Origin of the sequence: Sulfurimonas sp., from assembly GCF_041563495.1 — a bacterium.
Classification (GTDB): Bacteria; Campylobacterota; Campylobacteria; order Campylobacterales; family Sulfurimonadaceae; genus Sulfurimonas.
This window is the reverse complement of the sequence record NZ_JBFFMZ010000006.1, coordinates 62,701-77,629: the sequence shown is the minus strand read 5'-3', so window position 1 is coordinate 77,629 and position 14,929 is coordinate 62,701. Positions and strand designations below refer to the sequence as shown.

Below are 14,929 nucleotides of genomic sequence, written 5' to 3'. Positions count from 1 at the left end.
TTTGTGAGTAAAAGTATTTTTTAGGCTCATTTTAAGTATCTTATGCAATAATAATGTAAGATGATAGCGTGAAATGAGGTGCTTGTTGGGGAATAAATTAAAAATAATTGAACGACAAAACGTTACATTACAAAGACTAAATGAAATTGCATCTATCTCTAATATGAGTCCTAAAGAGACATTACGAGAAGCATTGGCAATTGGGAAAGAGCATTTTGGTTTGGAGTTTGGTATTGTCAGCCATATTGTCGGTGAAGATTACACCGTAGATGTTCAATCATCACCTCCTGATACTTTGCATGACGAACAGTTGTTCGCCCTTGGTTCAACATACTGTAAGACCACTTTGGAGTTGAATGATATCCTTGCGATTAAAGATGTAACAACATCAAAATATGTAGGACATCCTTGTCATAGAGATTTTGATCTTGTCTCATATATAGGCGCGCCTGTAAGAGTGAACTCTAAAATATACGGTACCATCAACTTTTCATCGCCAAAAGCAAGACAACTTGAATATGACTCGACGGATGATGAGTTTATGAGACTGCTTGCAAGATGGGCTGGGTCTTTTATGGAGAGACAAATTGCTCTTGATGAATTGTCACTGGCAAAAAAACGATTTGAGATGATCTTTGAAAATAATGCCTCAGGTATTATGCTAGTAGATGAGAGTTGTCAAATAGTTATGGTAAATAAGCGTCTATGCGATATTGTAGGGTTTTCTAAAGAAGAGCTAATCGGACAAAACAGCAGAACTTTTCATATAGCCAGTACCACTTACGAAACTATGACGGATAACTTTGCCAAGATTAAAAATGATTCATATGAAAAAATCGAGTACCAGCTAAAAAGAAAAGATAGTAGGCAAATATGGTGTGAATTTTTTGGTTCATCTATAGAACTGACAAAAAATACTCAAGGTGTTATTTGGAGTATACTGGATATTACAACTCAAAAAGAGTTACAAAACAGACTTGAAGCACAGGCGACTACAGATTATTTGACAGAACTTTACAACAGAAGGCATTTTGCAGAGCGACTAGAAGAAGAACTCTCTAGAATAAAACGTAATAAAAATGCAACGGCCTCGCTGATGATGTTTGACTTGGATAGATTCAAGCAGATCAACGATACTTTAGGTCATTTAGCAGGAGATGAGGTACTAAAAAAATTTGCGGATATATTAAGAGATAACTCGCGTAAAACAGATATTGCAGGAAGAATCGGCGGTGAGGAATTTGCCTTGATATTACCAAATACCGAAATTCAAAATGCTTTGATCTTAGCAAATAAAATCAAAGACGAGGTCTCAAATCAGTCTATAGTAATTGATGGAATAAGTGTAAATGTAACAGTCAGTATAGGTTTAACAGATTTAACATTCGATGATATGAACTGCGATTCTGCTTTTGCCCGTGCAGACAATGCACTTTATAGGGCAAAAGAAAATGGTCGAAACAGGGTTGAACTCTAAATTTTAATCATATTTAGGTTTCTCTTTAGTATTTTAAATTCTTCTTCATTTATTATTCCGTCTTTTAACTCTTTAGATAACTCAGACAGTGTGGCTTTTTTGCCCATTATTTTTACTGCAGAAGTGTTTAAAAAATTGCTGACAAGTTCCTCTTCCCTTGCTTCTTCTATTCTTTTTTTGAGCGGGTAATTAACCTCATATTTTTTAGCACTTTTTTTAGAAAAGATGTAAGAAATGATTGACATCGTCCCAAAAAGAGCAAAAAATAAAACAGCTTGACTATATATTGTGCTCATATTGTTGGCATCCATAATATTTTTCCTTATTTAATTGAATATTGTCATATTATGCCTAAATTCGATTAAATAAATTTAGTTTAAAAATATTTGATTTATAAATTTAAACTTCATAAAAGAAAGAAGTTGACAACTGACAACATTATATTTTCGTGATATGGTATAATAGTGACCAAATAACACAAAAGAGATATTATGCAAGAACTTGTACTAAAGAATGATGATTTTCTGGTGTCACAGACGGATGACAAAGGTATTATATTATTTGCGAATGATGATTTTTGTAAAATCGCAGGCTATACAATTGACGAGTTAGTTGGAAAACCACATAATATAGTAAGACATAAAGATATGCCGAAGGCTGCTTTTAAAGATTTATGGGATACTGTAAAAAGTGGAAAAGTCTGGGATGGCTATGTTAAAAACAGAACCAAAGATGGTGGATACTATTGGGTCTATGCCACTGTTTATCCTATGAAAGACCCTGTTACAAATGAAACTCGTTATATGTCATGCAGAAGAAAACCTTCACAAGAAGAGATTCAAGCAGCTCAAGAACTGTATAAAACTTTAAGATAGGGATATAGATGAATAATTTACAAAAAACAATAATAGTATCAATAGCATTTGCTATTTTAGCGGCATCCCTGTTTTTAACTGAGTCAAATGTTATTCAGGCAGTCTTAACAGTTGTAGTCTTTGTCGTTGTAATAGCTGTAAATGCACAAAAAACATCGGCGTCTACAGACAGTTTAAATAAAAAACGCTTGGACTTAATCGAAATGATGGAGTTCAAAAGAAACAAAGTCGATATCAATGAAAATACAACTAATGAAGCAGAGAAAAATTTTAACAAGATAGTCACAAGTTATCAAAAAGCAACTTTGGATGACACGAGAGTTGCAGGTGAAATGGTTTTGATGGCAGACAAAGTATCAAAGGGACACTTTTCATGCAGAATAGATGCTGACAGTAAAACACCATACGTACATGTTCTTAGAAACAGTATGAATAACATGCTTGATTCTTCAGAGAGGAATCTTGACAACGCTATAACTACTCTACAAAGTTATGCCGATGGAAAATTCACTTCAAGAAGTAAAGTGGATGTTGAAGCAAAAATGGCTGATTTATTGAACAATATCAATTTTTTAGGACAATCTTTGCAAAATATGGAACAAGAGAACAAAGACACGCAAAATCATATTTTGGAAACATCAAATAGATTAAATGAAACAATCAGTGAAGTTACAGATACTACTATTATTGAGCTTAAAGATATGATTTATAATATTGTAAATCGTATACATAGTGTGTCTGAAAAAGAAAATGAGATGGTTGAAAATCTTCAAAATCTGGTTTCCAGTGCAAATGAGACCAAAGAGATCTTATCAACTATCGGTGAGATTGCAGAACAGACTAATCTACTTGCACTAAATGCAGCTATTGAGGCAGCACGTGCAGGTGAACACGGTCGAGGATTTGCAGTTGTTGCTGATGAAGTAAGAAAACTTGCAGAACGTACACAAAAATCTTTAGCAGAGACGGCAGCAACTACTAATGTGCTTATCCAATCAATCTCTGATAGTTCAGAAGCTCTTACTACAAACGCAAGCGAAGTAAACAACATCTCAGATGAAGTAAGTCTTATCAGTCATAAAATGGATGATATCATAAATATTTTGCATAACCTTCACAAGTAAATAAAAATGCAAAAACTGCAGTTTTACTACAATTAGTTAAACTGCAGTCTCTCTTATCCTTCAAAATCTCAACTATTTCTCCAAAAATATTCTTCTTTATTGAATCTATCTATAAGTTTTAAATATTTTTAGATATTGGCTAAATGCAGTATAATATTCAATATATGTTTTATAAGGTGTGTATTATGTTTAATTTTGTACGTAAGCTTTTTAAAGCTCTTAACTCTTCAGGTAAGTCATGGCAGCTCTCAGGTGCCATAGTTTTAGCGATGTTTGCAGGCTTTTTGCCTTCTACGTCTCTCATCCTCTTAGATATTCTTTTTATAGCACTTATTTTAAATGTAAACTTTGGGCTGTTTCTTCTCTTTAGTGCAATTTTTAGCGGAATAGGGTACATTTTTGATCCCGTCTTTGAATCCATAGGATATGCTGTTTTAACAAATGACACCCTTAACGGCTTTTTTACCTCTTTGTATAACTCAGCCTTCTTTAGATGGAGTTCGTTTAACTACACACTTGTTACCGGCTCTCTTATAGTGTCAGTAGTGTTGGCTATTCCGATGCTTATTGTTTTAAACAGAGTCATCACTCTTTACAGAGAGCAGATGGGCAATAAGCTAAACGAATGGAAAGCTACCCGCTGGATGAAACTCTTTAACGAAGAAGCAAAATCAAGCTCGTTTTTTCGTTGGTGGGGAGTAGGTGTATTTGGCGGTCTGGCTGTAGGTATTGCACTTATCTTTATGGTTCTTTTCGACCCGCTTGCACGTGTCGCCATAGAAAAGTCTCTTGCATATTCTCTGCAAACACAAGTAAATATAAAAGATTTCAGCTCTAGTTTTTCAGATTTGCGTGTAAAGATTACAGGCATCCAGATAGCAGACAAAGACAAGCTTACTCATAATCTTGTCCAAGTCGGTGATGTAGAATTTGACCTCGGTTTTTCTGCTTTGATGGAGAAAAAAGCGATGGTAGAGAAGCTAAACGTAAACGCTTTAGCCTTTAACGAAAAAAGGGCAACGGCGGCAAAAGCTTATGATGACTCTTATATTCCAAAAACTGAAGCTCTAAAAGCAAAGACTGCAGAGAAGAAGTCTGCATCTCAAGATGCTACTCCTTTTGCCATTCCAAACGTAGATGATATCTTGGCAAAAGAAGAGCTAAAGTCTGTGACAGAAGCACAAAAACTAAAAGCAGACATAGAAAAAACAAAAGAGAAATGGGCAAAGATATCCGATGAGCTAAAGAGCAAAAATGAAGTTGATGAGATAAAAGCAGATGCAGACAAACTGCAAAAGAGCCTCCAAAACGCAGACATAATAAAAATAGCATCTGCTAAAGGCGATATCGACAAACTAAAATCTAAGATAAACTCTTTAAAAGGTAAATATACATCACTGAAAAAAGATTTCGATGCAGACCAAAAGCGTATTAAAAAACAGATATATGCTCTTAAAAACCTTCCTCAGCAAGACATAGAACGTCTCAAAAAGAAATACTCTTTAAGTGCCGGAGGCGGAGCTAATCTTATAGGGACTCTTATGAGTGACGAGATAGGCGGATATATGAAAAAAGGGATTAAATACTATGAGATGCTAGCTCCGTATATAAGTGACAGTGCCAAAAAAGAAGAGGCACAAGATGTTCCTCCTCCGCGCGGTCAGGGAAGATGGATAAAGTATGCAAATCTTTCAAAGATTCCGGAGCTTGTGATAAAAGAGGCTAAGATAAATGTAAAACTCAAAGAGGATGTTCTGGATATTGCCGTAAAAGATTTGTCCAGCAATCAAAAGCTTTACGGTAAGCCTACTTTAGTCCATGCAGACGCCAAAGGACAACAGTACAAACACATAGTCGCAGATGTAGTTGATGACAGACGAAAAGATAAAGCAAACACAAGTTTTGACGTGAAAGTCACAGGATTTAAAACAGCAGCTTTAGATATGCAGTCTCTAAGCATGAACGATATAATCACAGATGCTACATTAAAAGGTGTTTTAGAAGATGCCAGCGTAAAAGCAAAAAGCAAGGTAAACGTAACCAAGGTAAAACTTCAGATGCCATCACAAACACTTGTAAATGATTTACTCTCTGGCATCTCGAAGTTTAATGTGGATATCTCCGTAAATGGGAAAATACAACAACCTGACATAACAGTAACAAGTGACCTTGATAAGCAGTTGTCAAAAGGCATGAGTTCTATGCTCTCAAAAGCAAGCAAAGGATTTGAGAAAGAGCTAAAAGCCGGCATTTTGGCTAAAGCAGGTGGTTCAAGTAAAGGATTATCTTCAAACCTTGGAGATACAGGTTCACTGCTAAATTCTAAACAAAATGCATTAAGCAGTATCAAAACAAATTTTTCTCCGGCATCAGGCGGCGGTTCAGGATTACCTATAAAATTGTTTTAAAGTAATTGTGCCGATTAAATAAACTTTTTATAATATTGTGTTATAAATTGTATGACTATGATAAGGTTTTACGCTATGACAGAAAAAAATTTCAAAAAATTATTTACTATCTATTTTATAATATTTGGATTTGTCATTTCTCTTGTAGGCGGGGCTATCGGCTATAATATTCAGCTTAGTAATCTAAAAAATGATTTGGATACTAAAGCAAATGAAACAATGATAATCAAGAAGTTTACAGTTTTAAAAAATAAGATTGAAGATATGGACCATATTGTAAGCAGTATCTCAAAAAATTCTATTATGAAATCTTATATTGAAACAAAAGATGAGCATGAACTTGAAAAGCTCAAGAATATCTTTTTTGCCATAGCGAGTGTTGATTCAAAAATCATGCAGCTAAGATACATAGATAAAGACGGGATGGAGCAGGTCAGAGTCGATAGAACAAGTGAACAAAACGAACCTGTATTAATAGCAAAAGAGCAATTGCAAAATAAAGAAAAAAGAAACTATTTTCAAACTATATCTTCGATGCAAGAGGTAAAGATTTGGCATTCAAAGTTTGACTTAAATATGGAAAAAGGAAAAATCGAGGTTCCTTATCGACCTACTTTTAGAGTGGGTATACCTTTGTTTAACAAACAACATGAGTTTGCAGGAATTGTCATAGCAAATATGCTTACAAACAACTTGTTTGATTCTATCAGAACTTCAGCTGTTTTCAGACATTATATTATTGACAAAGAAGGCAATTTTATAATTCATCCAAATCAAAGATATTCTTTTAATAAGTATACAGGTGAGTCTAGAGTGTTTACAGAAGATTTTCCAAAGTATTCTTCAGAGATATTATCCTTAAAAAAAGAGTGTGGCTATTGCTACGTGTATACTTTAAATGATGTATTAAATAATGAGGATGGTGCGCTTTTAATATTGAAACCAAAAGCAGAATATAAAGATGAACTTTTAAAAAATAAATTGAAATCGACTTTATATATTATTCTTTTAAGTATGGCAGCAAGTTTTATTATGGCTTTTTATGCTTCGGTAAAACCTTCAGAACTGCAAAAAGCACTCTTAAAAGCGAATGAAGAGTTAAAGAGGTTTGCGTCTATCTTAGATAGATATGTTGTGAGTGCTAAAACAAAAAAAGACAGTACAATTATTGATGTAAGTAGTGCGTTTGAGGTGTCAAGCGGGTATATAAAAGAAGAACTTATTGGAAAGCCTATGAACATTATTCGGCATGAAAGTAATCCAAAGTCACTTTACAAAGATATGTGGAAAACAATACTAAATAAAAAAGAGTGGAGTGGTGAGATCAAAAACAGAAGAAAGAATGGGGAAGAATTTTGGTTAGACCAGAATATAATCCCTGTTTTAAATGATGATGGTAAAATAGATTCATTTTTCTCTGTCGGAGAAGATATAACTATCAAAAAAGAGTTAGAGATATTATCATCCATAGATAAATTAACGGGAATCCTCAATCGAAGAAAATTAGATGAATTTTTAGAGTATGAAGTAGCAGTAGCAAGAAGATATTTAAGTAATCTATCTTTGATTATTGTAGATATTGACCATTTTAAAGAAGTTAATGACACTTATGGGCATCAAACCGGCGATATGGTTTTGTTTGAAGTGACTAAAATGATATCTAAGTTGGTTCGAAAACCTGATATATTCGGACGATTCGGCGGAGAAGAATTTTTAATCATTTGTCCACAGACATCCAAAGAAGAAGCTTTTGCTTTAGCAGAAAAGCTAAGAAAAGAAATCTGTGATTATACTTTTGATAAGGTCGGACAAAAAACCATCAGTCTTGGAATCGCCCAATTTGAAGAAAACTATTCAACCGAAGATCTAGTTAAAAAAGCAGATATCGCTCTGTATGAGGCAAAAAATACAGGTAGAAATAAGAGTGTTATTTACACTATTTAACATTAAAGTAACACAAAACATATAAACTATATAAAATGTTATATTTTTGATTAGCAAAAGAAATAATTTATTTTAATCAGATAACATTATATTTTAAATATCACAAAAACAGCAATCCAAGGTCTCTTTAATGATTACAACCCGTCTTAATTTTTTAATCTCTATCCTCGTTGTCTTAATAGCTATAAGTAGTTTAGCTTTTAATTATTCACTTATGTACAATAATAAAAAAGCTCATGTAGAACAGGATATGAAAGAGTATGTAACCAGCAGAGTAGAGCAGATAAACGAGAAGCTTAATGAAAAAAAAGAGATAAACAATAAAGTTTTAAACGAGATAACAAACAAACATATTTCTTCTAACGATGTACCTCTTTTCTTTGCATTCTTGGATGCTAACGGAAACTTGATTTCTCAAAACAATCTTCCTAAAAATCTTTCGTTTGAAAAACATACTTTTGATAGTCATGGATACACTCAGTTTTATGAAGAAAAAGGCAATGTCTTTATGCTTGCAGAGATAAAAGTACCCGAATCAATTTTTGTATTATCCGGATTTACGACAGCTTCCCTTTCAAGCTCTATATTTAATGAAAATTTTTATATTTCAATATGGGTTTTGTTTTGTGTGCTTAGTTATATAGGCTTTATTGTTTATTACACCAGAGTAAAAATAGACAAACCTCTAAAAAACCTTTTTGACTCAAACCTGCGCGAATTTATTAACGGTATTCTTGCATCTTACACAGACTGTAAAAATATGAAATCCATTGAAAATATTATGCTTCCAAAAGGACTAAAAAGCAGAATAGAAAACACTTTTGGAATGCTTCAAAAGTGGTCTTGTTATAAGATACATTTTGACGAATTTTTAAAAATGACGGTTGCAGAGAGCGATAAAAACCAACTCGTAAACAATCTTTTTGCCGCTGTTGAAGATGACTTCTTTGTAAAAAAGTTAACTCTGCTTGAAATAAACCATAGTTTAAATCGTTTTGAACCATTAACGGTAACTGTTGGAAATGAAGAAGAAGATTATTCTGAAGAGTTACTCTCAAACCCAATGGAGTGTCTGGCATATAGAACGGGCAACAGAGTTTTGCTAGATGAATCAAAAAAGTCTGCTTGTACAGGATGTGCACGTGCAGATGACGACACAATAATATGTAAACCGATGATGTCTAGCGGGAAACAGACAGGTGTAATCAAGTTTATAGTTGATAATAATAAATTGCATAACAACTCAGATATAGATGGCTCAAAAGAATCAAAGATTAGATTTTTAGAGAGTTATTTAAAATCATACATAGATCTTACCTCTTTAACTATTAGCAATATCAACTTGCTCAATGCCTACAAAAACCAAGCCTTAACAGACCCTCTGACAAATATATACAATAGACGTTATATTACAGAGTATCTTTACGGGGTACTTAATATATCTAAAAGTAAAGAATCTCCTTTGAGCGTATTTATGATTGACATTGACAATTTTAAGCGATTTAATGATGAGTATGGACATAAAGTGGGTGATAAAGTCTTACAAATCGTTGCAAGAACTATAGAGACATCAGTAAGAGAAGGGGATACGGTTGCAAGGTATGGCGGAGAAGAGTTCATAGTAGTTCTTCCATACAGCGACACTGATCTTGCTTTTGAAGTTGGTGAGAGAGTGCGTGAATCTGTTGAGAGCGTAGAGTGGAGCGAGCATGAACTACCAAATATTCACCCGGTGACTATAAGTCTTGGTATAGCTGCTTATCCATTGCACGGATACAGTCACTACCATTTAACTAATGCCGCAGACAAAGCTCTATATAGAGCAAAAAGAAACGGACGCAACAGAGTCATGGTTCATGAGATTAAAGAGAGAGAAGCTAAAGTAATAGGCTAATAATCGCCTAAATAGCTCTCATCACTCTCTACATAGTCGTAGGAGGTCTTTTGTGAGTCGTAGTCATAGTCATACTCTTCTTCACAACCATAATCATAACCGTAATCATCTTCTAACTCTTCGTCTTTTCTGTCATCGATATATACAAACATGATAAATCCTTTTATCTATAGAGTTGAACTATATATCGAACAATATTGGTTATTTATAAAGTGTCATAATTTATTTGCTTTAATATCGTTAAGTAGTTTGTCCCACATTTTATGAGCTTTTTCATTGCTTTTGGCATCTGTGACTTTTCGTCCGTTTTGCCCTTTTTTTATAGCGTGATATAGAGTCTCTCCGTTAAAGTTGTAAACAGGTATCAGATCTTCTCTTTTATCAGCAGGAAAAATCTTAAAGTTTATGCTGTCGAGAATGAGCGGAATGGAATAGGGTGTCTCAAAATAACTTAGAACCATATGCGGTCTGTTAAGGTGTATAGATTTCACATAAGAGAAAAAAAGCTTTTTACTCTCTACTCCAAGGTCTCGAAGAGAGAAATATTTTGCTATGACAAAATCTTCACAGTCTCCTTTGTCTTTACCCAAGAACTCCAAAGGTGTAGCCCAGTAATCTTTTTGACCCCATACTACCGTATCTTCTACATAAGGTACTTTGTTGAAAAACCTATTGATTTCTTCAAGTTTTATTTCACTTGAACTGTGTTGCAGTTCACGCAGTTTTGTGTTATATGCTTCATATCTTTTACGGGCATATACACCGTACTTTTTTTCGGCTTTTGCCATGATGGACTCAGGAATGATGCCAGGGATAGGTTTTTCGAGCGGCACAGGTTTTTTCTCTTCAACCTTCTGCTGCGAACAGCCTGCCAAAATCAAAATGAATAACAACAATAACGGCATATATCTCATCTGCTAAACCTTCCAAGCATTTTACTAAGTATATATAGTTTTTATTATAAAACATCTTATGAAGTTTTCTTTGGTAAGATTGAGTTGTAAAAAGTCTTACTTTGGAGTTAAGAGTTGAAAAGAGTTCTTAAGTACTTACTGCTGGCAATAATAGTTACCGGTATAATTTACGGATTATTTTATAAGACTAAGCATCCAAGTGATTTCAGGCATCCTCGTGATACAAGTATTAAACTGTATTGATGAAAATAGAAGATATTAAATGAAACGTATTCTTTGGTTTAGACGCGATTTACGCGTAAAAGACAACCCTTTATTGTCATTAAGTGGTAATGTTTTACCAATCTTTATCTTTGACACTAACATACTGAAGACTCTGGAGCGAGATGATAAAAGAGTGTCATATATATTTCATTATGTAAAAAAACTCAAACAAGAGTTCTTGGCACATGGACTAGATTTAAAACTTTATTATGGTAGACCAGAGAGTGTTTTTGAATATATTTTAAAAGAGAATAGCTTTGATGAGGTTATTGCATCAGCAGACTATGACAGTTATGCAAAAGAGAGAGATTTACATATCTCACATAAGCTGACTTTTCATTATCTTGAAGATACTTACATTTTTAAACCTGATGAAGTTTTAAAAGATGACGGTAGTCCATACCTTGTATTTACCCCGTTTTACAAAAAAGCAACGGTTCTTTTGAAATCTAAAAATATTCAAGAATATCAACGAGCAAAAAATACTTTAATAAAAACCGATTATGATGGGATTACAAAAGTCGATGAGGCTATGAATGTTACAAAAGTTGCTATTGAGATAGAAAATATAGGATTTGAGCATGCCGAGTTAAAGATAGTTGATCCTCATCATAAATTGGAAGTATTCAAAGATAAGATAAATGATTACAAAGAGAAAAGAGATTACTTTAGTAAAGATGCGAGTTCAAATCTAAGTGTGGATATAAGGTTTGGAACAATAGGCATAAGAGAAGTACTACGTTTTGTTTTATCATTAAAGAAAAATGATGTTGAACCTTTTATTCGTCAACTTATATTTAGAGACTTTTATGCGTATCTTTTATTTCATTTTCCAAATGTAGAATATCAAAACTACAAGTACAGCTTTAATGGAATCAAAAACAATGAAACATATGAGCTTTTTTGTAGTGCCAAAACGGGTGTTCCGATTATTGATGCAGGAGTCCGTGAACTGATTCAAACTGGAAATATTCATAACCGGGTACGTATGATAATAGCTTCATTTTTTACTAAAGACCTGCTTTTGCCATGGCAGTGGGGTGAGAGGTTTTTTGCAAAGCATCTGCTGGATTATGACAAAGCAAGCAATGTGCTTTCGTGGCAATGGAGTGCAGGAACAGGAGTAGATCCACAGCCATACTTTAGAGTATTTAATCCATATCTGCAAAGTAAAAAGTTCGACAAGGACGCGATTTATATAAAAAAATATGTTCCAGAGCTTTTACATGTAGAATCAAAAAACATACATAATGAAGAGTATCTCTTTAGCACAAATATACAAGGATATCCTAAGCCAATAGTATCACATAAAGAAGCTGCAAAAAAGGCTGTTGAGATATTTAAAACAAAACAAATACACCCTGGAATGTCTACTTTATAGGGGAGACTCCACTATCCTTTATGTCATCACAAAAAAAGTGTACGCTCTTTGTTCGTTGTTTTCTCCAAACCCAACAACAGGCATCAGTGGATGTTCATCTGAGATCTTAACCACTACTTCGTACATCATAGCTTTCATATCTAAAGAGTTTACACACTCCAGAAGCTCTTTTGTAGTTGCATTTCCATCTAAAAAGCCTAAGAGTAACTTTTGAGCTTCATCGTCTACGTGTATAGATGTTATGACCTTCTGACCTGCATTTTGAAAATTTTTTTCTTCATCTTCTTTTATGAGCATTGCTAAAAGAGTGTAGTCTTTTGAGTTTTGTACATTTTCTCGTATATCATCTATCATGTCAATGATGTATTTCATTCTGAGCCTTTTAAATAGTAGCCGTTATTTTACACCTACAAGGTTGAATATCCACTTCTATAAGGTTATAATCTCATCATAAGTATAAAAGGACAGAAATGGCGGTAGTAAGTATTGTTGATGGGTTAGACTGTTTTGCAGAGGATTTTAAAGGCATCACTCTTCATGGCTCAAAGATTAAAAGAGCAGAGTTTGAAGCATGCACATTTGTGTCTTGCGACTTTAGTGAAACTTTCTTTTTGTCATGTAGGTTTATTGAGTGCCGCTTTGAAAACTGTAACCTGAGTCTTGTGAAACTAACAGGCACTAAAATGAGCGATGTTACTTTTGTATCGTGTAAAATGGTTGGGATTGACTGGACGATGTGTGACTACAAAAGTTTGCTTAGTGCTGAGCCTTTACGCTTTGTAGAGTCCATCTTAAATGACAGTAACTTTTATGGTTTAGAACTAGAAGATCTGGTCATGAAAGAGTGCCGTGCGAAAGAAGTAGACTTTAGAGAAGCTTCACTGAAAAGAGCTGATTTTTCTGGTACGGATTTTAAGGGAGCACTATTTGAAAATACTAACTTGGAGTATGCTAACTTTAGAGATGCACAAAATACCTACATAGACATACGAAGAAACCATCTCAAGAAAGCAACCTTCGACCGATATGAGGCACTATTCTTACTTGAAATAATGGAAATCACATTAGTATAGTTGTAAATAAAACAAAATAAATCGTTAAATCAAAGAACAGTGTGCATTTTCCATCTTAAATTGAATGGAGAATGCTATAATCATATATTACATTAAGGATATACGAATGAATATAATTAATATTTCGAAACAAAAAATATTTGATATTAAACGAAATGTATATGCTACAGAGCTTTTATTTCATGATAGTACAAATCAAGAAATAGGTTTATCTAACAATGCTAAAGAAACTGCCCAGTTAATCATCAGCTCACTTTCGAATCAAGAGTTAAATAAATTGTTACACCAAAGAGGCTTAGCTTTTATTAGCGTAGATGAAACTAGTTTATTAAAAAACATTTTGGATGTTTTAGATAAAGATAGATTTATTATAAATATACTAGATACCATCGACCTCAATAAAAAAGTTATGAATAAGATAATTCAATACAAGAAAAGAGGTTTTAAAATTTCTATTGAAGGATTTGACTCAAGTGCCGAGATGATTAAAAAATTTAGTGTTTTATTCAATTTTATAGATATTATTAAAATGGATATTACCTCATCTGAACCAGAAAATTTACAAAAAGTTGTTAAGAAATTTAAAGACACTAGAATCAAACTTTTAGCTCAAAATATTGAAACAAAAGAAGATTATAAAAAAACTGTAGAGATGGGTTTTCATTTTTTCCAAGGTTACTATTTAGACAAACCTGAACTAATAGAAATAGTTGGGACAAAAGAACCTGCACAATATGTTGTATTACAATTAATAAAAATCTTAAAAGAAAATGACACTACTGAGAAATTAGAGTATTTTATAAAACAACAAGCAGACTTATCTTACAGACTTGTTCAATTTTTTAATAACTCTAAAAGTTTAAATATAAAAGTAGAATCGATAACACAAGTGATTACCTTAATGGGACGAGACAAACTATTAAGATGGTTAATGGTCTATCTATATTCTGAAGTTTCTAAAAATCCCACTTCACATACAATGCTAGAACTAGCCGTAAAAAGAGCTCAGAGAATGGAACATGAAGCAAGTAGGGACAATAAAGAAAAAGCTTATCTTGCTGGGATGTTTTCTATGTTAAGTTCTATTTTTGATACTGATACAAAAGAGCTGATACAACATATAAATATGGATCCAGACATTACATCTCTAATTGTTAATAAAAAAGGTATTTTTGCTACTAGTTTAAGGAAAGCGGAAGAAGCAGAAAAAAAATTCTTAAAAAAAGTTATGCTAGATAATTTTGAAAAGATCAAAACTACAGAATTAATTAGTGCGATTGAAGATAGTGGAGTGAATATAGAAAAAATTAACGAAATAAACCCGTTTGATGATATTGAAAATACTTAAGTTATATCTGTTTCTTTTTTGATTGCTTAAAAAGTAATGGCTCCGGATACTGGATTCGAACCAGTGACCAAGTGATTAACAGTCACCTACTCTACCGCTGAGCTAATCCGGAATATGTTGATAAGAAGTTTCGATAAATGGCTCCGGATACTGGATTCGAACCAGTGACCAAGTGATTAACAGTCACCTACTCTACCGCTGAGCTAATCCGGATTATTTATTGAGCC

The 14,929-nt window shown here is 33.4% G+C and carries 13 protein-coding genes and 2 tRNA genes; 9 read left to right on the top strand and 6 right to left on the bottom strand.

Translation table 11 applies throughout. From position 1 onward, the window contains the following. Positions 1-85 precede the first annotated feature (85 nt). A complete protein-coding gene (locus tag ABYK18_RS07915; RefSeq protein ID WP_373036122.1) occupies positions 86-1,477 on the top strand; it encodes a diguanylate cyclase in 1,392 nt (463 codons plus the stop codon). Here the strand turns inward: ABYK18_RS07915 and ABYK18_RS07910 are convergent. Further along, positions 1,474-1,773: a hypothetical protein gene (locus ABYK18_RS07910; protein WP_373036121.1), complete on the bottom strand. Its 300-nt coding sequence runs from the start codon at positions 1,771-1,773 to the stop codon at positions 1,474-1,476. The two genes, ABYK18_RS07915 and ABYK18_RS07910, sit on opposite strands and share 4 nt — an antisense overlap. Positions 1,774-1,968: 195 nt before the next feature. Between ABYK18_RS07910 and ABYK18_RS07905 the strand changes: the two genes are divergently transcribed. From ABYK18_RS07905 to ABYK18_RS07885, 5 genes are all read left to right on the top strand, one after another. Continuing rightward, positions 1,969-2,352, top strand: a complete 384-nt coding sequence (locus ABYK18_RS07905; RefSeq protein WP_373036120.1) for a PAS domain-containing protein — start codon at positions 1,969-1,971, stop codon at positions 2,350-2,352. A gap of 8 nt (positions 2,353-2,360) precedes the next feature. Further along, positions 2,361-3,476, top strand: coding sequence for a methyl-accepting chemotaxis protein (locus ABYK18_RS07900; RefSeq protein WP_373036119.1), 1,116 nt, complete (start codon positions 2,361-2,363; stop codon positions 3,474-3,476). A 185-nt stretch (positions 3,477-3,661) separates the two neighbouring features. Beyond that, the gene (locus tag ABYK18_RS07895; RefSeq protein ID WP_373036118.1) at positions 3,662-5,884 is read left to right on the top strand and encodes a TIGR03545 family protein; all 2,223 of its coding nucleotides are present in this window, start codon (positions 3,662-3,664) and stop codon (positions 5,882-5,884) included. Between the two features lie 75 nt (positions 5,885-5,959). After that, positions 5,960-7,828 carry a GGDEF domain-containing protein gene (locus ABYK18_RS07890; RefSeq protein WP_373036117.1) on the top strand — a complete coding sequence of 623 codons (1,869 nt, stop codon included), beginning with the start codon at positions 5,960-5,962 and terminating at the stop codon, positions 7,826-7,828. A 130-nt stretch (positions 7,829-7,958) separates the two neighbouring features. After that, positions 7,959-9,722 carry a GGDEF domain-containing protein gene (locus ABYK18_RS07885; RefSeq protein ID WP_373036116.1) on the top strand — a complete coding sequence of 588 codons (1,764 nt, stop codon included), beginning with the start codon at positions 7,959-7,961 and terminating at the stop codon, positions 9,720-9,722. On the opposite strand, the gene ABYK18_RS07880 is transcribed toward ABYK18_RS07885, so the two are convergent. Together ABYK18_RS07880 and ABYK18_RS07875 are read right to left on the bottom strand one after the other, a co-directional pair. Beyond that, complete coding sequence (locus ABYK18_RS07880) at positions 9,719-9,874, bottom strand: hypothetical protein (protein ID WP_373036115.1); 156 nt, start codon at positions 9,872-9,874, stop codon at positions 9,719-9,721. The genes ABYK18_RS07885 and ABYK18_RS07880 overlap by 4 nt on opposite strands. Before the next feature lie 63 nt (positions 9,875-9,937). After that, positions 9,938-10,636 carry a transglutaminase-like cysteine peptidase gene (locus tag ABYK18_RS07875; RefSeq protein ID WP_373036114.1) on the bottom strand — a complete coding sequence of 233 codons (699 nt, stop codon included), beginning with the start codon at positions 10,634-10,636 and terminating at the stop codon, positions 9,938-9,940. A 262-nt stretch (positions 10,637-10,898) separates the two neighbouring features. Here ABYK18_RS07875 and ABYK18_RS07870 point away from each other — a divergent pair, with 262 nt between their 5' ends. Continuing rightward, positions 10,899-12,281 (top strand): deoxyribodipyrimidine photo-lyase, encoded by a 1,383-nt coding sequence (locus tag ABYK18_RS07870; RefSeq protein ID WP_373036113.1) that lies wholly within the window; start codon positions 10,899-10,901, stop codon positions 12,279-12,281. An 18-nt stretch (positions 12,282-12,299) separates the two neighbouring features. Here the strand turns inward: ABYK18_RS07870 and ABYK18_RS07865 are convergent, their stop codons facing one another. After that, positions 12,300-12,653 (bottom strand): hypothetical protein, encoded by a 354-nt coding sequence (locus ABYK18_RS07865; protein WP_373036112.1) that lies wholly within the window; start codon positions 12,651-12,653, stop codon positions 12,300-12,302. A 98-nt stretch (positions 12,654-12,751) separates the two neighbouring features. Between ABYK18_RS07865 and ABYK18_RS07860 the strand changes: the two genes are divergently transcribed. Together ABYK18_RS07860 and ABYK18_RS07855 are read left to right on the top strand one after the other, a co-directional pair. Then, complete coding sequence (locus tag ABYK18_RS07860; RefSeq protein WP_373036111.1) at positions 12,752-13,354, top strand: pentapeptide repeat-containing protein; 603 nt, start codon at positions 12,752-12,754, stop codon at positions 13,352-13,354. 106 nt (positions 13,355-13,460) lie between these two features. Beyond that, on the top strand, positions 13,461-14,702 hold the full coding sequence (locus tag ABYK18_RS07855; protein WP_373036110.1) for an EAL and HDOD domain-containing protein: 1,242 nt from the start codon (positions 13,461-13,463) through the stop codon (positions 14,700-14,702). 37 nt (positions 14,703-14,739) lie between these two features. Here the strand turns inward: ABYK18_RS07855 and ABYK18_RS07850 are convergent. After that, positions 14,740-14,814: transfer RNA gene (locus ABYK18_RS07850), tRNA-Asn, on the bottom strand. Between the two features lie 26 nt (positions 14,815-14,840). Beyond that, positions 14,841-14,915 (bottom strand) — tRNA-Asn (locus ABYK18_RS07845). Between the last annotated feature and the right edge of the window lie 14 nt (positions 14,916-14,929).

What these genes read in the sequence shown, in the direction of transcription:
- ABYK18_RS07910 (WP_373036121.1), bottom strand. Translation starts at nt 1,773, where the DNA reads ATGAGCACAATATATAGTCAAGCTGTTTTATTTTTTGCTCTTTTTGGG.
- ABYK18_RS07870 (WP_373036113.1), top strand. Translation starts at nt 10,899, where the DNA reads ATGAAACGTATTCTTTGGTTTAGACGCGATTTACGCGTAAAAGACAAC.
- ABYK18_RS07905 (WP_373036120.1), top strand. Translation starts at nt 1,969, where the DNA reads ATGCAAGAACTTGTACTAAAGAATGATGATTTTCTGGTGTCACAGACG.
- ABYK18_RS07890 (WP_373036117.1), top strand. Translation starts at nt 5,960, where the DNA reads ATGACAGAAAAAAATTTCAAAAAATTATTTACTATCTATTTTATAATA.
- ABYK18_RS07860 (WP_373036111.1), top strand. Translation starts at nt 12,752, where the DNA reads ATGGCGGTAGTAAGTATTGTTGATGGGTTAGACTGTTTTGCAGAGGAT.
- ABYK18_RS07895 (WP_373036118.1), top strand. Translation starts at nt 3,662, where the DNA reads ATGTTTAATTTTGTACGTAAGCTTTTTAAAGCTCTTAACTCTTCAGGT.
- ABYK18_RS07855 (WP_373036110.1), top strand. Translation starts at nt 13,461, where the DNA reads ATGAATATAATTAATATTTCGAAACAAAAAATATTTGATATTAAACGA.
- ABYK18_RS07875 (WP_373036114.1), bottom strand. Translation starts at nt 10,636, where the DNA reads ATGAGATATATGCCGTTATTGTTGTTATTCATTTTGATTTTGGCAGGC.
- ABYK18_RS07865 (WP_373036112.1), bottom strand. Translation starts at nt 12,653, where the DNA reads ATGAAATACATCATTGACATGATAGATGATATACGAGAAAATGTACAA.
- ABYK18_RS07900 (WP_373036119.1), top strand. Translation starts at nt 2,361, where the DNA reads ATGAATAATTTACAAAAAACAATAATAGTATCAATAGCATTTGCTATT.
- ABYK18_RS07880 (WP_373036115.1), bottom strand. Translation starts at nt 9,874, where the DNA reads ATGTTTGTATATATCGATGACAGAAAAGACGAAGAGTTAGAAGATGAT.
- ABYK18_RS07885 (WP_373036116.1), top strand. Translation starts at nt 7,959, where the DNA reads ATGATTACAACCCGTCTTAATTTTTTAATCTCTATCCTCGTTGTCTTA.